This window comes from Mycobacterium sp. NGS56 (assembly GCF_059812425.1).
Map to the genome: position 1 here is coordinate 185,662 of NZ_JCALCQ010000003.1, position 19,437 is coordinate 205,098.

20 protein-coding genes and 3 pseudogenes are annotated in these 19,437 nt (G+C 66.1%); 9 read left to right on the plus strand and 14 right to left on the minus strand.

The annotated features are described in order from the left end of the window. Positions 1-30 precede the first annotated feature (30 nt). A complete protein-coding gene (locus tag AC5Y4F_RS11015) occupies positions 31-1,221 on the minus strand; it encodes a glycosyltransferase (protein ID WP_067934218.1) in 1,191 nt (396 codons plus the stop codon). A gap of 463 nt (positions 1,222-1,684) precedes the next feature. Here AC5Y4F_RS11015 and AC5Y4F_RS11020 point away from each other — a divergent pair, with 463 nt between their 5' ends. After that, positions 1,685-3,079 (plus strand): PPE family protein, SVP subgroup, encoded by a 1,395-nt coding sequence (locus AC5Y4F_RS11020; RefSeq protein ID WP_067934217.1) that lies wholly within the window; start codon positions 1,685-1,687, stop codon positions 3,077-3,079. A 68-nt stretch (positions 3,080-3,147) separates the two neighbouring features. After that, on the plus strand, positions 3,148-3,990 hold the full coding sequence (locus tag AC5Y4F_RS11025) for an MOSC domain-containing protein (protein ID WP_067934216.1): 843 nt from the start codon (positions 3,148-3,150) through the stop codon (positions 3,988-3,990). Between the two features lie 29 nt (positions 3,991-4,019). On the opposite strand, the gene AC5Y4F_RS11030 is transcribed toward AC5Y4F_RS11025, so the two are convergent. The 7 genes and pseudogenes from AC5Y4F_RS11030 to AC5Y4F_RS11060 form a co-directional block, all read right to left on the minus strand. Next, positions 4,020-4,271: a hypothetical protein gene (locus AC5Y4F_RS11030; RefSeq protein WP_067934214.1), complete on the minus strand. Its 252-nt coding sequence runs from the start codon at positions 4,269-4,271 to the stop codon at positions 4,020-4,022. Further along, the gene (locus tag AC5Y4F_RS11035) at positions 4,268-4,462 is read right to left on the minus strand and encodes a DUF3072 domain-containing protein (protein ID WP_067934212.1); all 195 of its coding nucleotides are present in this window, start codon (positions 4,460-4,462) and stop codon (positions 4,268-4,270) included. The genes AC5Y4F_RS11030 and AC5Y4F_RS11035 overlap by 4 nt, the downstream gene beginning before the upstream one ends. Positions 4,463-4,530: 68 nt before the next feature. Next, positions 4,531-4,779: a DUF6480 family protein gene (locus AC5Y4F_RS11040; protein WP_082947608.1), complete on the minus strand. Its 249-nt coding sequence runs from the start codon at positions 4,777-4,779 to the stop codon at positions 4,531-4,533. Positions 4,780-5,042: 263 nt separating this feature from the next. After that, positions 5,043-5,297 (minus strand): hypothetical protein, encoded by a 255-nt coding sequence (locus tag AC5Y4F_RS11045; protein WP_067934380.1) that lies wholly within the window; start codon positions 5,295-5,297, stop codon positions 5,043-5,045. A 60-nt stretch (positions 5,298-5,357) separates the two neighbouring features. Next, positions 5,358-5,536, minus strand: a pseudogene (locus AC5Y4F_RS11050) (IMP dehydrogenase); the annotation flags it as partial. 318 nt (positions 5,537-5,854) lie between these two features. Then, positions 5,855-6,517, minus strand: a complete 663-nt coding sequence (locus tag AC5Y4F_RS11055; RefSeq protein WP_067934208.1) for a cutinase family protein — start codon at positions 6,515-6,517, stop codon at positions 5,855-5,857. A gap of 102 nt (positions 6,518-6,619) precedes the next feature. Further along, complete coding sequence (locus tag AC5Y4F_RS11060; protein ID WP_231986355.1) at positions 6,620-6,979, minus strand: DUF3253 domain-containing protein; 360 nt, start codon at positions 6,977-6,979, stop codon at positions 6,620-6,622. 60 nt (positions 6,980-7,039) lie between these two features. Between AC5Y4F_RS11060 and AC5Y4F_RS11065 the strand changes: the two genes are divergently transcribed. Then, positions 7,040-8,152, plus strand: coding sequence for a spore photoproduct lyase family protein (locus AC5Y4F_RS11065; protein ID WP_067934206.1), 1,113 nt, complete (start codon positions 7,040-7,042; stop codon positions 8,150-8,152). Between the two features lie 3 nt (positions 8,153-8,155). On the opposite strand, the gene AC5Y4F_RS11070 is transcribed toward AC5Y4F_RS11065, so the two are convergent. Both AC5Y4F_RS11070 and AC5Y4F_RS11075 read right to left on the minus strand, forming a co-directional pair. Further along, positions 8,156-8,929, minus strand: coding sequence for an enoyl-CoA hydratase/isomerase family protein (locus AC5Y4F_RS11070; protein ID WP_067934204.1), 774 nt, complete (start codon positions 8,927-8,929; stop codon positions 8,156-8,158). A gap of 59 nt (positions 8,930-8,988) precedes the next feature. Then, positions 8,989-10,011, minus strand: coding sequence for a YihY/virulence factor BrkB family protein (locus AC5Y4F_RS11075; RefSeq protein WP_067934202.1), 1,023 nt, complete (start codon positions 10,009-10,011; stop codon positions 8,989-8,991). A gap of 136 nt (positions 10,012-10,147) precedes the next feature. Here AC5Y4F_RS11075 and AC5Y4F_RS11080 point away from each other — a divergent pair. The 3 genes and pseudogenes from AC5Y4F_RS11080 to AC5Y4F_RS11090 form a co-directional block, all read left to right on the plus strand. Then, a pseudogene (locus AC5Y4F_RS11080) lies at positions 10,148-10,425 on the plus strand (hypothetical protein); the annotation flags it as partial. Between the two features lie 209 nt (positions 10,426-10,634). Continuing rightward, positions 10,635-12,137 (plus strand): FAD-dependent monooxygenase, encoded by a 1,503-nt coding sequence (locus tag AC5Y4F_RS11085; RefSeq protein ID WP_499997052.1) that lies wholly within the window; start codon positions 10,635-10,637, stop codon positions 12,135-12,137. Positions 12,138-12,164: 27 nt separating this feature from the next. Further along, positions 12,165-12,365, plus strand: a complete 201-nt coding sequence (locus AC5Y4F_RS11090) for a hypothetical protein (protein ID WP_067934200.1) — start codon at positions 12,165-12,167, stop codon at positions 12,363-12,365. 34 nt (positions 12,366-12,399) lie between these two features. Here the strand turns inward: AC5Y4F_RS11090 and AC5Y4F_RS11095 are convergent, their stop codons facing one another. Then, a complete protein-coding gene (locus AC5Y4F_RS11095) occupies positions 12,400-12,582 on the minus strand; it encodes a hypothetical protein (protein ID WP_067934198.1) in 183 nt (60 codons plus the stop codon). Between the two features lie 130 nt (positions 12,583-12,712). Here AC5Y4F_RS11095 and zwf point away from each other — a divergent pair, with 130 nt between their 5' ends. Beyond that, a complete protein-coding gene (zwf, locus tag AC5Y4F_RS11100) occupies positions 12,713-14,212 on the plus strand; it encodes a glucose-6-phosphate dehydrogenase (protein ID WP_067934196.1) in 1,500 nt (499 codons plus the stop codon). A gap of 21 nt (positions 14,213-14,233) precedes the next feature. Here the strand turns inward: zwf and AC5Y4F_RS11105 are convergent, their stop codons facing one another. Beyond that, on the minus strand, positions 14,234-15,157 hold the full coding sequence (locus AC5Y4F_RS11105; RefSeq protein WP_499996679.1) for a class I SAM-dependent methyltransferase: 924 nt from the start codon (positions 15,155-15,157) through the stop codon (positions 14,234-14,236). 184 nt (positions 15,158-15,341) lie between these two features. On the opposite strand from AC5Y4F_RS11105, the gene AC5Y4F_RS11110 reads away from it, so the two are divergent. Both AC5Y4F_RS11110 and AC5Y4F_RS11115 read left to right on the plus strand, forming a co-directional pair. Continuing rightward, a complete protein-coding gene (locus AC5Y4F_RS11110) occupies positions 15,342-16,223 on the plus strand; it encodes an HpcH/HpaI aldolase/citrate lyase family protein (protein ID WP_499996681.1) in 882 nt (293 codons plus the stop codon). A gap of 117 nt (positions 16,224-16,340) precedes the next feature. Continuing rightward, positions 16,341-17,573, plus strand: coding sequence for an osmoprotectant NAGGN system M42 family peptidase (locus tag AC5Y4F_RS11115; protein ID WP_499996683.1), 1,233 nt, complete (start codon positions 16,341-16,343; stop codon positions 17,571-17,573). 180 nt (positions 17,574-17,753) lie between these two features. Here the strand turns inward: AC5Y4F_RS11115 and AC5Y4F_RS11120 are convergent, their stop codons facing one another. Continuing rightward, positions 17,754-18,497 (minus strand): class I SAM-dependent methyltransferase, encoded by a 744-nt coding sequence (locus tag AC5Y4F_RS11120; RefSeq protein WP_499997054.1) that lies wholly within the window; start codon positions 18,495-18,497, stop codon positions 17,754-17,756. 75 nt (positions 18,498-18,572) lie between these two features. Next, positions 18,573-19,254: pseudogene (locus AC5Y4F_RS11125) on the minus strand (GAP family protein). Positions 19,255-19,437 lie beyond the last annotated feature (183 nt).

Below are 19,437 nucleotides of genomic sequence, written 5' to 3' on the forward strand. Positions count from 1 at the left end.
CACCACCGATGCGCAGACGGGCAGTGCCGATCAAACCGAACGTGCCGGGCGAGCGAACTCTTCGAGTAGATCGGCGGCGCGGGCAACACTTTCGGCGGGTTTGCTCATCTGGGCGGCCACTTCACGGGCCCGAGCAGCGCATTGCGGGGCGAGGACCGTGCGTAGGTCGGCGACCAGCGAGTCCAGGGTGCTGTCGGAAAAGGCACGCCCGGCGCCGACTTGCAGTTGTTCGACGGCAGTTGCCCACATCGGCTGGTCCCATACCGTCCACAGGATGAGCGTGGGGACCCCGGCGCGCAGGCCTGCGGCCGTGGTGCCCGAGCCACCGTGATGGACCACGGCCCGGCAGGCCGGGAAGACGGCCGCGTAATTCATCGCCCTTACCATCTTGACGTGATCGAACCGCGGGACGCCGGTGAAGTCGTTCGCGCCGCTGCAGATCAATGCGCGCTCACCCAATTGCCCGCAGGCCGCGCTGATCACCGCGACGGTCTCGGCGGGAGAACTGACGGGCGTGCTGCCAAACCCGAAGTAAATAGGTGGCGTTCCGTCCGCGATCCAGGACAAGATCTCGTCGTCATTGCCCGTCGGCAATTCCAGGGTCAACGAACCGACGAAAGGACGCTGGTGGCCCGGTTCCAGCCATTCGGCGGCGGGCCCGGGCAGGCACAGCTCGTCGTAAGTCTGGATTTCCAAAAGCTCGCCCGGCGGCCCGGCCGCCAATTCGGTTACCTCGGGCAAGCCGAGCGCACGGCGTTGGACGACTTCGGCATCCTTGGTCATGCCCGAATACAGCGGGCTCGATGGCATGATCCGCGCCGGGAACACGTGCAACGCGGCGAGCGGAATGCCGTGATGTTCGGCGATATTGGTGGCCAGGGCCTGATCGTTCATGTGCGCCACCACCAGATCGGCACTAGAGGCCAGCAACATCAGCGTCGCGCTTTTGTCCATCCAGATCCGCGTAACGCGCTCGACCACGTGGGACAGCCCGCGGGTCCCATATTGGAGTGAACCGAGCAATTCCTGCGCCGCGTTCATTCCACTTTGCGTATCCGGGCCGTACCCGCTGGCAGCAAGGCCTGTCGACTCGACGAAGCCGGTCATGTTGGGCGGGACCGCCAGGCGCACCTCGTGGCCTCGGTGCATCAGCTCGCGACCAAGGGCAGCGCACGGTTCGACGTCGCCGCGGCCGCCGTAGGCGACCAGCACTAGTTTCATTCAGCAGACCTCTCGTGGGGACGTCACAAATCCAAGCAGAACCCGGCGCCGCCAGACCCGCGGGACGTTTGCCGACCCGCTTGAACTGGGCCTTTGGAGGCGTCAGGCGAGTGAATGCCGGGCAGGGTTAGGCGAACCAGACGTTTTGCGCGCCGTCGAGCGCGGGCTGAGAGGGATTTGCGCAGTACGCGCCGAACCCTTGCGAGTTTGGGGCGTCACGTGCAGGTAACCTATCGTTAACCCACAGCAACAATTTCGCTGTATTGGTTGACGTGGGAGCACCTGCAAACGCGTGAGATCGGCCCTTAGCACTAGGGACGGACTTATTGACCGTCTTCGTTCGCGGCACTGGCAGCACCGGAGGGGATTCGATTTGTTTGCTGCTCGGTTGGCTACCCCCATACGACGTGCATCGGGATCGTCGATGCCCTCGCGGCCCTGAAAGCGATCGGAGGAGAACGGCATGGACTTCGCAGTACTACCGCCGGAGGTCAACTCCGCGCGGATGTACGCCGGTCCGGGGTCGGGACCGATGCTGGCCGCCGCGATGGCCTGGGACGAACTGGCCGCCGCGTTGCAATCGACCGCGAACTCATATCAGGCCGAAATCACGGCCTTGACGTCCGGTCCGTGGGTTGGCCCGTCATCCGCCTCCATGGTCGCAGCGATCACCCCTTACTTGGCGTGGATGAGGACCACCGGCGCCCAGGCCGAAGAAACCGCCAACCAGGCCAGAGCAGCGGCCTTCGCCTACGAGACCGCGTTCGCCGAGACGGTGCCGCCACCGGTGGTCGCAGCCAACCGCACCCTGCTGGCGACGCTCGTCGCCACCAACGTCCTCGGGCAGAACACACCCGCGATAGCGACCACGGAGAGTGAGTACGCCGAGATGTGGGCGCGAGACAGCGCGGCCATGTTCGGCTACGCCGGTTCGACGGCGTCGGCGACCCGGTTGACGCCGTTCGCCCAGCCCGACCAGACGACGAGCTCCGACGCCGGTCAATCCGAATCGGTGGCCCAGGCCACCGCTACCGCCGCCGGGAGCACACGCAACGCCGTGACCCAGCAGTCTTTCTCCGCGGTGCCCAACTTGTTGAGCAGTGCGGCGGCGGGTCCGGCTGCCGCCGCCGATCCGACGTCAGTGACGGACTTGCTGGGGCTGGGGAGCGATCTCACCACGTTCTTTCTCGACGCGCCGGCCAGCGTGGCCGGGCTAAGCATCGACACGCCGGGTACGTTGATCGCTCTTCCCTTCGACGTGGCCGGCACGCTAACCGGTTTCCACACAGACGACATCGTCAGCGGTTGGGCCGGAGTGCAGTCGTGGCCCGGGATGGGCGCGGTGCCGCCCTCGCCATTCCCGGTCATCACAAACCCGGCGGGCGGATTCGGATCGCTGATGTCTGCAGGGCTGGGCCAGGCGAACACCGTCGGTGGCTTATCGGTGCCGCCAGGATGGACAGCGGCCGCCCCGGCGATCCGCCCGGCCGCCTTGGCGCTGCCGGCCACCAGCGCTGGGGCCGGTGCCGAGGCCGCCGCCGCGGCCGCGGCCGCGGCTCCCACCGGCTCGGGAAGTTTGTTCGGCGAGATGGCCGTGGCGAGCATGGCCGGGCGCGCGATGGCCGGCACGGGTGGCGCCCTCGGTCGCGAGCGTGCCCGGGCCGGCGAGCCCGAGAAGGCCACGCGCAAAGCGCCGAAGGAGCCGACGAAAGAGCCGGCGGCCCCTCCGCCGGTTGCCGCGGGTGGGCCGATCACCAGTATCGCGGCCGAGCTGCGGGAGCTGGCGTCGCTGCGCGATGCGGGGATTCTGACGCAACAAGAATTCGAAGAGCAGAAAAAGCGCCTGCTGCCAAGCTGATCCGTGCCCGGACGTGGTCCGTTCGTCAGTTGGGCGCAGAATGTAGAAATACTCAGTGAAGGCGCCCCATGGACAACCCGATCGCCCATACTTCTGATGCCGTGCCGATGCGGGTGCAGGCGTTGCTTCGCTATCCGGTGAAGTCGATGCTCGGCGAGACCCTCGATCGACTGCTGGTCGACGAGCGCGGCGCCGACGGCGACCGGCGGCTCGCGCTTGTCGACGGTGAGACCGGGCACGTGGCCAGCGCCAAAAATCCCCGACTGTGGCGCAATCTCCTGACGTGCACCGCGCATGCTGGCGCTCAGGGTGTGCGCATCAGCATGCCCGACGGAACCGACGTCGCGGCCGATGATCCCGGTGTCGATGAGCTGATCTCGCAACTGACCGGACGGCGGGTCCGGTTGGTCACTCAACGCCCCGAGGGCGCCACACTGGTGCGTCCCGATCCGGAGAAATTGCTGGAATACGGCCTCGACGCCCAGGTGGAGGGCCGAATTCTGCGGATCGCCGCGGCCACCCCGGGCGACTCGTTCACCGACGAAGCGCCTTTGCATGCGATCACGACGGCCACCCTGGAGCACATCGGCGTGGAGGCGCTGCGGTACCGGCCGAATCTGGTGATCACAACGCCGGCGGACTACCGGCCATACACTGAAAATGACTGGGTGGGCGGCGAACTCGTCATTGGGGAGACTCGGCTACGCGTGCTCACCGCGACTTCACGCTGCGTGGTCCCCACCCTCGAGCACGGGACATTGCCGCGAGCTCCGCAGGCACTGAAAATACCGGCGGCCGAAAACCGGTTGAAGACGGGCGGTCATAACGCCCAGCCGTGCGCGGGTGCCTACCTCGCGGTGGTGAGCAAAGGCGTCATCCAGGTCGGTGACCAAGTAACCATCGCGCCGTAACGCCTGCGCGGCAACGCTTCTGGTATCGATCATCCACCCAGGTTGCGCACCGCCGTGTCGAGTTCTTCGGCCTGCTCGGTCAACTCCCGGTCGGATAGCTCCGCGTGTCCGATTCGCTGCACCAATTCCTGGCGAGTCGCAATCTGTAGAGTCCTTCGATATTCAAGGGATTCCAAATCAGCCGGCGAGACGACCGTGGCACGTCCCTGGACCACCACGAGCGTTGCGTTCGTGTCCGGGCTGTCGAGCAACCGCCGCGCATCCTCGGCTCCGATCGTCATGAGTCACCACGCCCGGTTAGTTGTTGCAGCTCGTCGATCAGGCTGGACGCCTGGGCCTTCGTCAGATTTTCCGGGATGTCTCGGCCCGCTTCTTGCGCCAGGGTGTTCAGGTAGCTGCGCTGCGGCCCGGTCATGGGCTCGTCGCCGGTCACCCACTGCGACTGGTCCTTCTCCCGGCGCCTGCGCGGCATCGTCGATCATGTATGTTGCCCCACTACTGAGTTGCATAATCGCCAAGTGCCGTAAATGGTTTCGCATGTTAGCCGCCCACCCCGACTATCTTCATCACCAGTAGCACCGCCACCGCGAGGAACGCAACGGCGAAAATGCACACCGCGATGACGGTGAGCGCGGAACTTGGAGCGAACCGCCGGGTATTCGGTGGTTGCGGTTCAGACACACCGGACGTTTGGGGCGCAGCCGGCGGGGTGGTGCCCGGTGCGGCGCCCCCTCCCGCCTCCAGCCCAGGAGTTTGGGTGGGGTCAGGATCGGGGGGTTGCGCGGTCATGGTGGACACCAGCCCTTTCGTCCGGACGACGGCGGAAGCATTCGGCCGCATCGCCACCGGATGCGCGAGCTCCCTCCGGAGTGTGGCGGTACCCACCCACACGCCACCCAAACGGCAGGTGCGACGGAGATTCGCGACGCCATCCGCGTATCGGGACCGTCAACCCCCGGTGTTCGAGAAAGTTTTCTAGGCGACGTACGTGTGCATCGTCGAAAGTGCTGCCTACCAACGGGTTTCGGCTCGACGCCGTTTTAGCGGCGCCGTTAGCTCTCCGAGTTCGGCGTGGGACTCTGCGCAGATTCCCACTTCGCCTCGAGCGACCGTTTCACCCTGGTGCCTGCCGCCAGATCGAGTTGAAAGGTTTCACCGGCGTCGGTTTCGAATGTGATGAGATACCCCGTGTCGCTGGCGTCCTTGAAGACTACTTTGTAGGGCCGTTCACCCGAGCCGCGGTCCACCGCGATGATGTCGCCAGGGGTGACGTCGTCGATCAGGTCGTTGCCGGAGACTTTGGCCATACGGTCGACGTTAGCCGAAGAAACAGGGGAGCGTCCGGCGCGGTGACCGGCCCCCCCGCGCTGCAGGAAGGCCTTGATGGCGCGTCGCTCATCCATGGCCCGGTAAGCCTCGGCGACCCGCTCCAGGGGCAGGTGCACGTCAAACACCTTGCCGGGGTTGATTCTTCCGCTGAGCACCAAGTCGATCAGGGACGGCAAAAAAAATGCCGCACGGGCGCGGGTCCGCCGCGCAGGCCGACGCTTAGGCCGCGGTCAGGAAGGCGCAGGCCGACGCCAAGCTCAAAAGCGCCCGGGACGAGGCCATCCAGGTACGCGAGGAAGCGCAAGCGGTGACCCAACAGGAAGTCAAAGAGACACGCATCGGCGCCGAGTGACGCAAGCGCGAAGCGGCACAGTCCGCGCTGCAGCAAAGCGCCGCGGCGAAGCAGCGCGCCGACGAGACCGCTTCCCAGCGGAGGCAGACGGTCGAGTCAGCCGGGCGCCAGGTGGAAGACCGCACTCAAGCCGCCGAGAAGCGGCAACGGCAAGAGCAGGGGGCGAACGACTGACGCTGGCTGTCAGACGCGCGGCGCAGCCTGGTTGACCTTGTTGGCCGCGAACGTCGCGGCCTGGGCTGTCATCCCGTCCTCGATGTAGGAGACGTGCGCAATGATGTTGCCGCCGCCTGAGCAGATCGGGTCGTCAGGTGCACACAGGCTGGTGACCTTGGAGCCATAAGCCGGGTTGATCGTCGGTAGCGGTTGGCCGCCCCACAGCATGCTGGAGAACTGGCTGGTCGGCTCGCCGAACAGGGCGACGGCGGCGACATGATCGGCGACCGAGGGCGGCATCGCGTTGGTGGCCAGGTCGATCACCGTCGAGCCCTGGGAGTAGCCGCCGAGCACGATCCTCGAGTTCGGGCAGTTGGCCACGACGTCTTGAATGTGTGCGCTCGCGTCGGCGGACCCGGCGTTGGCGCTGTTGTGGTAGTCGTCGTTGGCGGGGTAGTTCACCGCGTAGACGTCGACGGACTTACCACCGAGCTGCGACGTGAGCGAGTCGACGAACGCCTGTCCAATGTTGCCGAGGCCAGGCTCCTGATGGGTGCCGCGGGCGAAGACTACCGAGACGTCCGAGCACCCATCGGCAACGGCGGTGGGGGTGCCCAAGGGTGCACTGGCCAGCGCCCACGTCGTCACAACCGCCATACCGAACCCGCGAGCAAATCTGCGTGCACTCATGCCGAGATCCTGTCATATCGTCGGCCAAGGGGGTCCCGGCGGTTGGTGCAAGGGCGGGGAGAAACGTTCGAGCAGACGAATATCGTTGCGCAACAGACTAGTTCAAGGCCGCGCGGTTCGGATGCGGATGGGGCCGGACCATTCGCCGTCGGGGTCGACGACCTTGCCCCGTTGCGTGATCTTCACGTCTCCCGATCTGGCGAGCCGCCGGGCGGCCTCCCGCGCCTCGTCCATCAGCCCGCGCCAATTATCGCCGCCCACCGCACGGGCCGCATCCGACGGGCAGATACTGCTCCGCGGGCCCCGATGCTCGGCCAGGGCTCGGATCGACGACTCGAGCCGCTGTCTCAGCGGCCCGTCCCCGAGGGCGATCCCGGCATCGTCGGCGCCGCGCCCGCCACCGCTGGACACCCGCCCGAGTTCGGCACGCAATCGCTCGACCACCCCACCAGTGAAGGCCACGGCGCCGCTCGTTCGCCACTTCGGTTGGAACCACGCCCCGCGCGCAGGCGTTGAAACGACATGCCGCCCACGCTCGAAAAAGACACCCATCCGCACCGAGTGCCGGCTGACCTCGCGGATCGGCTCCTCGACATCAAGCGGATCTACCACGAGCCCGACATCGACCGGTTTTTCCGCGCGCGTCAGGTGCTGAACCGATTCCCCGACGCCGAGCGCATCCAGGTCGCCTCACACCAGGCCATTCCGGGCCTGTACGGCAACGAGGGCAACGTCGAGGACTGGGTTCGTATCAAACGAGAAGTGCTCGTCCTGGGTGAGAAGAAGAGCCTGTCGGCACGGCGCAACGAGCGATCCAGCGATTGGATCGCGCCGTCGACGGCCAACGGCTGCGCGATGGCCTGCTCTTACTGCTATGTGCCGCGCCGTAAGGGCTACGCCAACCCCATCACGGTGTTCGCCAACATCGAGAAGATCACCGGGTATCTCGAACGCCACGCCGCCCGCCACGGGGTCAAGCCCGCGCCCAACCAGTGCGACCCGGTCGACTGGGTCTACGACATCGGTGAGAACAGCGATTGTTCGGTCGATGCGATGGTGTCCGACAACGTGCGCGACCTCGTCGAGCTGTTCGCACGGATCCCCAATGCCAAAGCCAGCTTCGCGACCAAGCTCGTCAACCGCGACCTGCTGACCTACAACCCAAAGGGCGGGACGCGGGTCCGGTTCAGCTTGATGCCGACGGAGGCGTCGCGTCTGGTCGACATCCGCACCGCCAAGGTCGCCGACCGCATCGCGGCCATCGACGATTTCGTCGAGGCCGGCTACGAAGTCCATCTGAACCTCAGCCCGGTCATTGTCTACGAGGGCTGGTTGGACGACTGGGCCCAGCTGTTGCAACAGGTGGCCGACAACACCAGCGAACGAACTCGCAGGCAACTCGCCGCCGAGGTCATCTTCCTGACACACAACCAAGGCCTGCACGACGTCAATCTCGGCTGGCACCCGAAGGGCGAGGAGTTGTTGTGGCGGCCGGACTTGCAGCAACCCAAGCGCAGCCAAAGCGGCCAGTGGAACGTGCGCTACAAGAGCCCGTGGAAGAGGCGCTGGGTGCAGGACCTGACCGACCTGCTCGCGGTCAAGCTGCCATCCTGCCGGCTGCGCTACGCGTTCTGACGGCTAGCGGCCGCGCCACTGGGGCTTGCGCTTCTCGGCCCACGCGCGAAGCCCCTCCGCGACGTCCTCTGTCGCCCCGGCGACTTTGCGCATGGTCTCGCCGAAGCGGACCGACTCGATCCAGCCCATGTCCGCGGTTCGCCACGCCACCTCCTTGGTCGCTCGTTGGGCCAGGGGAGCGGCCTCGGTGAGGGTGCGGGCCCACGCTTGGGCTTCGGCCTGCAGTTGGTCGGGCTCGACCAGCTTCCAGACCAGCCCGATTTCCTTGGCCCGCTCGGCGCTCATGGGCTTGCCGGTCAAGAGCAACTCCATGGCGTTGGCCCAGCCCACCCGGCTCGGGAGGCGAATGGCCCCGACGATGGTGGGGACCCCGATCGACACCTCGGGGAAGCAAAACGTGGCCTCGGTGCTGGCGATGACGAAATCGCAGAACAGCACCCCGGTCACGCCGTAGCCGATACAGGGACCATGCACGGCGGCGATGGTCGGTTTGAACAATTCCATGCCGGATTCGAACGAGTTGATGGTCGGCTTTTCCCAGAAGGTGCCGCCGAAGGTGCCGACCGAGCCTTCGCCGTCCTTGAGGTCGCCGCCGGCACAGAAGACGCTGCCGTTGGCCGTCAGGATCCCGACCCACGCGTCCAGGTCGTCGCGGAAGCGATCCCAGGCGGCGTTGAGGTCTTGGCGAAGCGCGCCGTTGATGGCGTTGCGCGCCTCGGGGCGGTTCAGGGTGATGGTGGCAACATGGTCGTGCAGCTCATAGGTGACCAGACTCATGACTGCAGACTATTGCGCCGCGCCCACGTGCCGGCGATAAGCCGGTAACAAACCTGATGTCATGGTGTGCGCGGACGGCGGAAATCATGGAGAAATCCAGATCGCCCAACGGCTTTCGCGGGCAGGCGTTTGACATCGTCAAAATGCACATGTACCCGCTCGAACGCTTTGACCCGCTCCGCTTTGACCTTCTTGGTGTAGGTGCGCCGATCCGCAATCGTCAGATCCGCGTCGTCGCTGAAGGCGCCCAGCAGCGCACGCGGGTAGAGCCGCTCCACCAACACGACATTGACCTCGGCGCACATCACCAGCGCCACCGACGCCAAGAACAGAAAGGCCAGCGCGCCCAACACCAGCGCGAACACACTGTTGGTGGCGCTGGCCCTTTTCACGGTGTGCGCCACGTAGCCGGCCCCGAACCACTGCAGCATCTGCCAAATGAACGCTGCGGCAACCGCTCCCGGCAGTACTTCGCGGTATGTCAGTGCGCGCGCGGTCGTCACGCGAAAAGCCACCAGGCAGATCATTGCGTTGATGGCCACCGCGGCCAGCGCGAGGCCGATCTTGCTGACGATGCCGAGCGCTCCGGTGGCGTGGCCCGCCGCGGCCAATACAGTGGCCGCGATGGCGGCCGACCCGAGTACCAACAGCAACAGCAGGCTCCGCAAACGGGATCGAATCGGGTTGGGGCGCTTGTGCTTCGGCACCGCCCACACCGTGTCCATCGCGTTCTGCAGCGCCTGTCCCACACCTAGACCGCCGTAGAGCGCGCCGAGGAGGCCCACGACGACGCCCACCGTTCCGCCGCTGAGCCCCTGGGGGTGGTGCAGCTGGTCACCGAGTACCGGGAACTGACTCAAAGTGCTGTGCAGCACCTGTGCCTGCAAATCGGGCCGGCCGGCCAGCACCACGCCCAGGCCGGTGGTCAACAGCAGCAGTAGCGGAAACAGGGACACCAGTCCGTAGTAGGTGATGAGGGCGGCGAGGTAACCGCCCTGATCGTCGTTGTACTTGTAGACCACCCCGACGATCACGCCGACGGCTCGATTCCGTCGCTGCAGCCTCTCCAGCCAACCGACCATCGCCGATCACTTCCCCCGCAAAGCCGGCAAACAATTCATGCACTCGCCCGGTGATACCCGCATTCGGCTGCCACCAACCCGGCCCGGCGATCGACGCGCTGAGGTTACGGCCACGCGGGTGCCTATTTTGTGCGGGGTGGCCGAACCATCGGCTGCGCAGTTGCGCAAACAGCTCGATGGAGTGACGCTGCGCGATGCCGCCCGGATCGGCGGTGCCTGAAGAACCTGCGCGGCGCCCCGCCCGAGACATTGCGGCAGCTGGGCGACCAGATCGCCGCGGCGCGGGCGGTGATCGCTACCCGGCAAGCCGCCCTGCCGACGATCACTTACTCCGACCTGCCCGGCAGCGAACGGCGGCAGGAACTCGCCGCGGCGATACGAGCGCATCAGGTGGTGGTGATCGCTGGGGAAACCCGGTCAGCGAGCATCGCATCTACCGCGGGATCGCCACGGTGCGCGACCGTTGGTGATTTCTTTCCCCGCCACTTTCAACCTATAGCGGATGTGGGGGCTTGCCGCAAGGCCCGGGTGATGATGCAAAATCGCTGTGCTTGAGCGGAATTCGAGCGAATTGGGGTGGCGAAGTGGCGGTTTCGTGGTCATCGCAGCAGTCGCCCGGCGGCATGGAGCATGCGGTGCTCATCGCGGGGGGCGGCCCGACTGGGTTGATGCTGGCGGGCGAATTGGCTTTGGCTGGGGTCGACGCCGCCATCGTCGAGCGGCGCCCCAGCCAGGATCTGATCGGGGCACGGGCCGGCGGTCTGCATTCGCGCACCATCGAAGTTCTCGATCAGCGCGGCATCGCCGACCGGTTTCTGTCCCGTGGCCAGGTCGCGCAGGTCGCTGGTTTCGCCCAGATCCGACTGGACATCAGTGACTTTCCCACCCGGCATCCGTACGGACTCGCGCTGTGGCAGAACGAGATCGAACGCATCCTGTCCGACTGGGTCGACGAGCTCGGCGTGCCGATCTACCGCGGCCGAACGGTAACGACCTTCACCCAGGACGGCAACGGCGTCGACGTCGGCCTCTCCGATGGCCGGATGATACGCGGGCAGTACCTCGTCGGGTGCGACGGAGGACGCAGCGTCATCCGCAAAGCGGCCGGCATCGAGTTTCCGGGATGGGAAGCGACGACGAGCTATCTGCTCGCCGAGGTCGAGATTAATTTCGGAACCGGGCAATCTCCGCAATGGGGCGTCCGCCACGACGCGCTCGGCGTCCATGCCCTGTCCACCGCGCAGGAATGTGGGCCGGTTCGGGTCATGGTCACCGAGGCCGACCTTGGACCGGCGACCGAACCCACGCTGCGCGACTTGAGCGAGGCACTGGTGGCCGTGTACGGCACCGACTATGGGATCCACAGCCCCACTTGGCTTTCGCGCTTCACCGATGCGGCGCGGCAGGCCGCCACCTATCGCCGGGGGCGAGTCTTGCTGGCCGGCGACGCCGCACACATCCACCACCCGGTGGGCGGCCAGGGCCTCAACACCGGTGTGCAGGATGCGGTGAATCTGGGCTGGAAGCTGGGCCAGGTGGTCAGCGGGACATCACCCGCCAGCCTCCTGGACAGCTACCACGCCGAACGCCACCCGGTTGCCCAACGCGTGTTGCGCAACGCGCTGGCGCAGATGGCGCTCCTTCGCCCCGACGAACGCACCAAGGCACTGCGCGATACCGTGGCCGACCTTCTCGGCATGGACGAACCGCGCGCACGCTTCGCCGCGATGATGTCCGGTTTGGACGTCCGGTACAACCTGGGCGGAGAGCACCCGCTGGTCGGCCGCCGGATGCCCGACCTGGATGTGGTCACCGCCGACGGGCCGCTGCGCGTGTTCGACCTGCTGCGAGACGCCCGCCCGCTGCTGGTGAATTTCGGAGGTGCCGACGACATCGACATCGGATCCTGGGCGGACCGGGTCCGGGTAGTCCACGCGACACATGTTGCTCAGTGCGTACTTCCGGTGCTGGGCGCGGTGAGCGAGCCGCCCGCAGTGTTGATCCGGCCGGACGGATACGTCGCCTGGGTCGGCGCCGAAACCGACCGGGCGCTACGCGACGCCCTCGAAACCTGGTTCGGTCCGCCCGCCGCTGCGGACGGACGATTCCCGCAGGGAAAACGGTGACTTGTTTCGGCTCACGCACGGTGTAACGTGCGTGAGCCGTTCGAGAGCAGGAAGTACCTGGACATGGCAACCGACCAACCGCCGACTCCGCCCATGGACTGGGCCGACGCCCGACCCTTGCTAAGGCCGGTGCTGCGCCCGCAAAGCTGCTACCGGGCGGACGAATGGCCGACGGTCGAGACGTTGACGACGCTGAGGGCACACGCCATCGACCTACCGGCCGGATGACGATGTTCACGATGACGGGCTGGCCTGTGCCCCGCTAGTCCGGCGGCTCGCTGGTGGTGCCGTGGGCAGCCGCTTGTTCCCGGTCGCTGCGATTGCCGGGTACACCTTCGGCTTCGCTTTCCTCGGTAACCTTCTCCTCGAGCTCATCAACGATGTTTTCCAGCTCCTGAGTGCGGCTCAGCGGGTCTTTGTCGGGTTTGGTCATATCGCTTTCCATAGGCCTGGGTGGGGTAGGGCTCCGGCGCCGGGAACCCGCCGCTATCCATACCCGATCACGCCATCGTTAACCAGCCCCCGAGCCGACAAGACACAAGACACAACGCCGCGGCGATGGAAGTATCGCAAGAGTGGCTACCGAGAAACCTCAGACCATCGCTTACCCCGCTGCCGGCGGTCGCCCGCGGCGCCAGCACTCCGACCCGCTCGATCCGCACGTCATCGTCCTTTTCGGTGCAACGGGCGACCTGGCGAAACGAAAATTGCTCCCCGGTCTGGCCTACCTGGACCAGTCCGAATTGGCACCCGATATTCAGATCGTCGCCACGTCGCTGGAAGACCTGAGTCAGGACGAATTCCGCGAACTCGCGAAGGAGGCGATCGATTCCTTCGGCACGCACAAGCTAACGCCCGAACAATGGTCGAACTTCGCCAAGATCGTCACCTACGTGCCGCAGGGAGCCGGACCCGAGGCACTGGCCGAGGCGGTTGCGCGGGCGGAGGACAACCTGGGGTCCCACGTTCGGCGACTGCACTACCTGTCGGTGCCGCCGAAAGCGGCGCGTGCCGTGATCACCATGCTCCGCGACGCCAAGCTGGTCGAGCGTTCGCGCGTGGTGATGGAGAAACCGTTTGGCACCGATCTGGCCAGTGCGGTGGCGCTCAACGACTTTGTGCACGAAACCTTCGAAGAATCCCAGATTTTCCGCATCGACCACTTCCTGGGCAAAGAAGCCGCGCAGAACATCTTGGCGTTCCGCTTCGCCAACGGCCTATTCGAGCCGATCTGGAACCGCAACTTCATCGACCACATTCAAATCGACATCCCCGAAGCCAAGGGCCTGGATCAGCGGGCGAACTTTTACGAAGAGACCGGCGCCTACAAGGACATGGTGGTGACCCACCTGTTCCAGGTGATGGCGTTCGTGGTGATGGAGCCGCCGACGGCGCTCGAGCCGTTCGCCATCAGCGAGGAAAAAAACAAGGTGTTCCGTTCGATGCTGCCGGTCAAGCCGGGCAACGTGGTTCGCGGCCAGTACAACGGCTACCGCGACGAGGACGGCGTGGCAGAAGATTCCGACACTGAGACGTTCATCGCCCTCAAGGTCGGCATCGACAACTGGCGATGGGCCGGCGTGCCGATCTACTTGCGCACCGGCAAGAAGATGGCCGAGGGCATCCGCATCATCTCGATCGCGTTCAAGGAAGCCCCGCGAACCATGTTCCCGCCCGGATCCGGGGTGGGCACCCAGGGGCCCGATCACCTCACGTTCGACCTCGCCGACAACTCGAAGGTGTCGCTGTCCTTTTATGGCAAGCGGCCCGGTCCCGGCATGAAGCTGGACAAGCTGTCCATGCAGTTTTCTTCACAGGAGATCGAGACGGTTGTGGACGTGCTGGAGGCCTACGAACGGCTGATTCTCGATGCAATGCGGGGCGACCACACGCTGTTCAATACCGCGGAGGGCATCGAATCATTGTGGGAGCGCTCGGAAGATCTGCTTACCGACCCGCCGCCCGCCAAGATGTATCAGCCGGGCACGTGGGGCCCGAATGCAATTCACCAATTGATCGCCCCCAACGCGTGGCGGCTGCCGTTCGAGCGGGAGTGGCGCGAAGCCAGGCAGTAGCCGAAGCGCTACCAGCCGGCCTCAGCTCAATTCGGCGCTGAGGTAACTGATCGCGTGACGGAATTCCTTGAGGATTTCGTTGTCGGGCAGCACGAATCCATAGTCGGCATAGACCTGTTCGGTGGGATGGCGGGTGACGTTCCAACCCGTGGCGTTCAGGTGCTCTGCGGCGGGGCGGCGCTCGCCGAGCCAAACCAACTCGGCGACGTCGATGTCCAGTCCGTGCTTGCGCCAGGTGCTGCGCATCGCCCGGGCCCGTTCGTCTGTGAAGACGCTCATGTCGGTGATGTTCTCGGTTGCCAGCCGGCTGCCCGGGGCGCTGAGCGCGGTGATGTTGTCCAACAATCGGTCCTGGGCTTCGGGCGGTAGATAGGGCAGCAAGCCTTCGGCGATCCAGGCGGTGGGGGAGTTGGGGTCAAAGCCGCTGTCGCGCAGGGCTGTTGGCCAATCGTCGCGAAGATCGATAGCGACGGTCCGGCGCTCGGCGGTCGGTTCGGCGCCGATCTGGACGAGTGTGCCGGTCTTGAAGGCGATGACGTCTGGCTGATCGACCTCGAAGACCACGGTGCCTGTGGGCCAAGGCAACCGATATGCCCGCGCGTCGAGCCCGGCGGCCAAGATGACGGCCTGCCGGATACCGGCGGCGGTGGCGGCGCCGAAGAAGTCGTCGAAAAATCTGGTCCGCACCGTCATCTGCTCGCGCCGCTGCTGCAGCGTCATCGGCATGTCGTCGGTGTCAAGCGGGATCTGGTCGTCCAGCATGCGGGTGAAGAAGGGGTGCCCGACCGCACGCACCAACGGCTCGGCGAACCGGTCGTCAAGTAGCGGATCCGGCTCGCGGGACGCCAGTGCCCGGGAGGCCGCCACCATCGTCGCGGTCGCCCCGACGCTGGAGGCCAAGTCCCAGCTGTCGCCCTCGCTACGCGCCGAGCCATATGATGACATTCGCTTCCCCTTCCGGAATCCACCCGTCGCGTGGGCCAATTCGCCTTCGACGCCGCTGACCACTGCCGACTGCACCACCGGTACCGAAGGGTACTTTCTGGCTATGCCGCGCGCACCACGCACCTGCCGCGCAGGCATTTGACTCTTGCACCGCTGGACGACGACGCCGAAAGTGAATCACGCCATGGCACCGACCCTGCGCCCGCGCCGATCCGCCCTGTACCTGCCCGGCAACAAGCCCCGCGCGCTGCAGAAAGGCAGATCGCTTCCGGCGGACGTGCTGATATTCGACCTCGAGGATGCGGTGGGACCCGACGCGAAAGCCGAGTCGAGGACGACGGTGTGCGATGCGATCTCGTCGGAGAGCTACCGGCCGCGCGAGGTGGTGGTGCGTATTAACGGGTTGGACACCGATTGGCACGACGACGACCTGGCCGCCGTGGCCGCGTCGACGGCCGACGGCGTGCTGGTGCCGAAAGTCGAGACGGGTCAACAGGTTCAAGCGCTGGCCGACGCGCTCGACACGTTGGGAGCGCCGAAGTCGCTGCAGCTGTGGGTGATGATCGAAACACCCCGGGCCTTCCTGCGGGCCGAGGAGGTCGCGTCAGCCAGCGATCGCCTGGCCGGGTTGGTGGTGGGCACCAACGACCTCGTGAACGAGCTGCACGGCCTGCATGTCTCCGGGCGCGCACCCGCGGTGCCCGCCCTAGGCCTGGCTTTGTTGGGGGCGAGGGCGGCCGGAAAGGTCATCTTGGACGGGGTGTTCAACGACATCACCGACGTGGGCGCATTCCGGGCCGAGGCCCAGCAGGGCCGCGAGATGGGATTCGACGGCAAGACCCTGATCCACCCGTCGCAGATCGCCCCCGCCAACGAGCTGTTCGGCCCATCACGCAGGGAGCTGGACGACGCCCGCAAGATCGTCTCGGCCTACGAGCAGGCGCAGGCCGCCGGAGCCAGCGTGATCACGGTGGATGGCCGCATGATCGAGAGCCTGCACGTCCGCGACGCCCAGCGCATCCTCACCCTGGCGGAGCTGATCGCTGAGATGGAATCCGGCTCCTAGGGGGCGGTGCACATGCCGGGTGCGTCGCTGCGGGTGCGTGACGGCAGCCCGCAACGGGAGTCCGGTGCCCGCCACACGGTAGGTTGAACGCGTTCCGACGACTCGAGAGGAGATGACGTGGGCCAGACCGTGGCCATGGCCGAGGCCGACCGCGCGTGGATGATCGACACGCTGCTCGCGCTCCTGCAGACTCCGAGCCCGTCGGGACGCACGGATGCGGTGATGCAGCTGATCGGCGACATCTTCGACGACTTCGGGGTGCCGTTCACGCTGACCCGGCGCGGCGCGCTGACCGCCGAACTCCCGGGTGAGTCCGCGACCATCGACCGGGCCGTGGTGGTTCACTCCGACACCATCGGCTGCATGGTCCGCGAGCTCAAGGACAACGGCCGCCTCGAACTGGTTCCGGTGGGCACCTTTTCGGCACGGTTCGCCGCGGGCGCCCGGGTGCGCATTTTCATCGACGACCCCGACGAGTTCATCACCGGAACGGTCATGCCGCTCAAGGCCAGTGGGCACGCTTTCGGAGACGAGATCGATACGCAACCCACGAACTGGGAGCACGTCGAGGTCCGCATCGACCGCAAGGTGTCCACGCGGGAAGACCTTGTTCGGCTCGGCCTGCAGATCGGTGACTTCGTGGCGTTGATCACGAGCCCCGAGCTCACCGCCGACGGTTTCATCGTCTCCCGTCACCTGGACGGGAAGGCGGGTGTCGCGATCGCGCTCGCGCTGGCCAAGAACTTCTCCGAGAACAAAGTGGTGTTGCCGCACCGCACCACGATCCTGGTCACCATCACCGAAGAGGTCGGCCACGGAGCAAGCCACGGCCTGCCCGCGGATGTCGCCGAGTTGGTCTCGGTGGACAACGCGGTGTGTGCGCCCGGCCAGCACTCCCTCGAGGACGGCGTGACAATCCCGATGGCCGACATGCACGGCCCGTTCGACTATCACTTGACGCGGAAGCTCTGCCGGCTCGCACAGGAGCGGGGAATACCGTTCGCCCGCGACGTTTTTCGCTACTATCGGTCCGACGCAGCGGCGGCCATCGAGGCCGGGGCCAACACCCGCGCCGCCTTGGTCGGCTTCGGCCTCGACGGCAGCCATGGCTGGGAGCGCACCCACATCGATTCGCTGGAAGCGGCCTACCACCTGCTGCACGCCTGGCTGCAGACGCCGTTGACGTTCGCCAAGTGGGACGCCCAGCCGACCGGCAGTCTGCGCGACTTTCCGTCATCAGAGCAGCCCGCACCCAGCGAGCGGTGGGTGCCGCTGTCCCGCGGCGATTTCGAGAGCCCGGGCGATGCCTCGCCCGGGACGCACTGGCCGCCGGAGGGACCCCAGGCCTGAGGCTGTTAGATCTGCGCCCAGACGATCGTCGTCTGTAAATAGGTCTCGATACCGGCGTTGCCGGACTCGTGGCCCCAGCCGAACTGCTTGTAGCCGCCGAACGGCATAGAGTGGTGCGGCAGAAGTTACGCGCTTAACCCCTCGCTGTCTTCGACATTCGGAAGAATCGGGCGCCAGTGCTTACCTGTCGCGGGCGATCCGGTCGGCGCGCCAGCATCGGGACTGCATGGGGACGTCGATCGTGTCGGCGCCCGGGAAACGCTCGGCCAGGAGGGCTCGGGCGTGGTCGAGCCGCCGCGCGCGGTCATCCGACGAGGCGATGATCAGCCGGCTGTACGTGCCGACCATCGCGACGACATCTTCGATGGCCATAGTCCGCACGAATGCGAACGTCTCACGGGCGACGTCGTGGAAGATGTGCGGATCGGGGAGGACGACGTCCTGGTGCCGGCGGCGGAAGCGATCCGGCGCATCCGCCTCGGTCGTGTCGTCACCGGGGAGCCGGTCGAGGTCGCGAACCCAGTCCACGTCGCGGTCGCGACTCGTCCAGATCAGCCCGAACCGCCCGCCGTCGCGCAACACGCGACCGATCTCCGGAACGGCCCGTTCGGGATCCATCCAATGCCATGCCGACGAGACGAACAGCGCATCGGCAGAATGGTCGGGGAGGGGGATCGCCTCACCGGTGCCCGCCACGACGCGCACCTCCGGAGAGCGCTCGGCCAGCACAGCGCGCATCCGCGCATCCGGCTCGACGGCGACGACTTGCGCCGCCCGGCCGACGAGCGTGCGGGTGAACAGTCCGGTGCCCGCGCCCACGTCGACGGCCACCTCACACTCGGACGGCAACAACCAGTCCACGGCCTGGCGCGGAGGGTGCGGCCGAAGCCCGTCGTAGTCCTCGGCGATCGAACCGAAGGACATCGCGCGTTCTTGACGATCGATCACAGCGACAACGTAATCCAGCTCGCTGTGCAAGACATGAGAAGTCACGGCCCGTCACCAGAGCGCGCTGTGATTGACGAGCGCATCGGCAATGAGCCCGATTCCGAAAACCAGGAACAACAGCCGCACCGACATCGGGCCGTAGCGAGTGAGCGCACGCACGATCGCACGCTGAATCCGCTTGGCTCGCATGGTCTTTCTCATCGAGAGGGCCAGTATCAACAGCGGCGGCGAGAGAGCGATAACCCAGTAGGCGATGATGACCGATGGCCAGAACGGCGGTCGAGGGCGCAGCGCGGCGAGCATCGCCAATCCGGTGAGGTAGGGCACAGCCGTCGGGGCTTGGCCACTGCCCACCGCCAGCCCCAGAAACCCCAGCAGCCACGGACGTTGCCGCATCGCCGCCAGCGCCCAACCCGGCGCCGATGATTGCGCGGTGAGCGGGAAGTAAGCCAAACCGATCAGCACGATCCCCAGCAGCAGTTCGCCTCGGAAAGCGAATCGCCGGTGTCAGACGAAAGTCGAGCACGTCGGTGATGAAGCTGATGCCCAGCACGGTGCACACGCCAAAGGTGGTCGTCACCGCAAACACACCCGCGATGTAGCTCAGGGCGCCGGGAATCGGTGACCGACGACCCAGCCGGCTGTCGAAGATGACGGCTGAGACCACGCCCAGGTTGAGCACATTCAGCGAGTCGAGAAACGCCAGTCCGGCAAGCGCCAGTGCCAGGGCCACGCTTGTGTACCGGCTCTAGTGTGCGGGTTCCGCTGCTGCCCGCAGCGGACTGCGCACTGACCACGGCGGCAGGATCAAAGCGGCGATCATGCTGCAGACATTAGTTCGGGAGGAACGGGTCGGTTGAGGCTGCCCGTTGTCACCGGCTCTCACCACGGCTGACGGTGGAGGCGATGGCGGCAA

What these genes read in the sequence shown, in the direction of transcription:
- AC5Y4F_RS11120 (WP_499997054.1), bottom strand. Translation starts at nt 18,497, where the DNA reads ATGTCCTTCGGTTCGATCGCCGAGGACTACGACGGGCTTCGGCCGCAC.
- AC5Y4F_RS11095 (WP_067934198.1), bottom strand. Translation starts at nt 12,582, where the DNA reads ATGGAAAGCGATATGACCAAACCCGACAAAGACCCGCTGAGCCGCACT.
- AC5Y4F_RS11070 (WP_067934204.1), bottom strand. Translation starts at nt 8,929, where the DNA reads ATGAGTCTGGTCACCTATGAGCTGCACGACCATGTTGCCACCATCACC.
- AC5Y4F_RS11085 (WP_499997052.1), top strand. Translation starts at nt 10,635, where the DNA reads ATGGAGCATGCGGTGCTCATCGCGGGGGGCGGCCCGACTGGGTTGATG.
- AC5Y4F_RS11025 (WP_067934216.1), top strand. Translation starts at nt 3,148, where the DNA reads ATGGACAACCCGATCGCCCATACTTCTGATGCCGTGCCGATGCGGGTG.
- AC5Y4F_RS11035 (WP_067934212.1), bottom strand. Translation starts at nt 4,462, where the DNA reads ATGCCGCGCAGGCGCCGGGAGAAGGACCAGTCGCAGTGGGTGACCGGC.
- AC5Y4F_RS11030 (WP_067934214.1), bottom strand. Translation starts at nt 4,271, where the DNA reads ATGACGATCGGAGCCGAGGATGCGCGGCGGTTGCTCGACAGCCCGGAC.
- AC5Y4F_RS11075 (WP_067934202.1), bottom strand. Translation starts at nt 10,011, where the DNA reads ATGGTCGGTTGGCTGGAGAGGCTGCAGCGACGGAATCGAGCCGTCGGC.
- AC5Y4F_RS11110 (WP_499996681.1), top strand. Translation starts at nt 15,342, where the DNA reads ATGGCACCGACCCTGCGCCCGCGCCGATCCGCCCTGTACCTGCCCGGC.
- AC5Y4F_RS11015 (WP_067934218.1), bottom strand. Translation starts at nt 1,221, where the DNA reads ATGAAACTAGTGCTGGTCGCCTACGGCGGCCGCGGCGACGTCGAACCG.
- AC5Y4F_RS11045 (WP_067934380.1), bottom strand. Translation starts at nt 5,297, where the DNA reads ATGGCCAAAGTCTCCGGCAACGACCTGATCGACGACGTCACCCCTGGC.
- AC5Y4F_RS11105 (WP_499996679.1), bottom strand. Translation starts at nt 15,157, where the DNA reads ATGTCATCATATGGCTCGGCGCGTAGCGAGGGCGACAGCTGGGACTTG.
- AC5Y4F_RS11040 (WP_082947608.1), bottom strand. Translation starts at nt 4,779, where the DNA reads ATGACCGCGCAACCCCCCGATCCTGACCCCACCCAAACTCCTGGGCTG.
- AC5Y4F_RS11020 (WP_067934217.1), top strand. Translation starts at nt 1,685, where the DNA reads ATGGACTTCGCAGTACTACCGCCGGAGGTCAACTCCGCGCGGATGTAC.
- AC5Y4F_RS11055 (WP_067934208.1), bottom strand. Translation starts at nt 6,517, where the DNA reads ATGAGTGCACGCAGATTTGCTCGCGGGTTCGGTATGGCGGTTGTGACG.
- AC5Y4F_RS11065 (WP_067934206.1), top strand. Translation starts at nt 7,040, where the DNA reads ATGCCGCCCACGCTCGAAAAAGACACCCATCCGCACCGAGTGCCGGCT.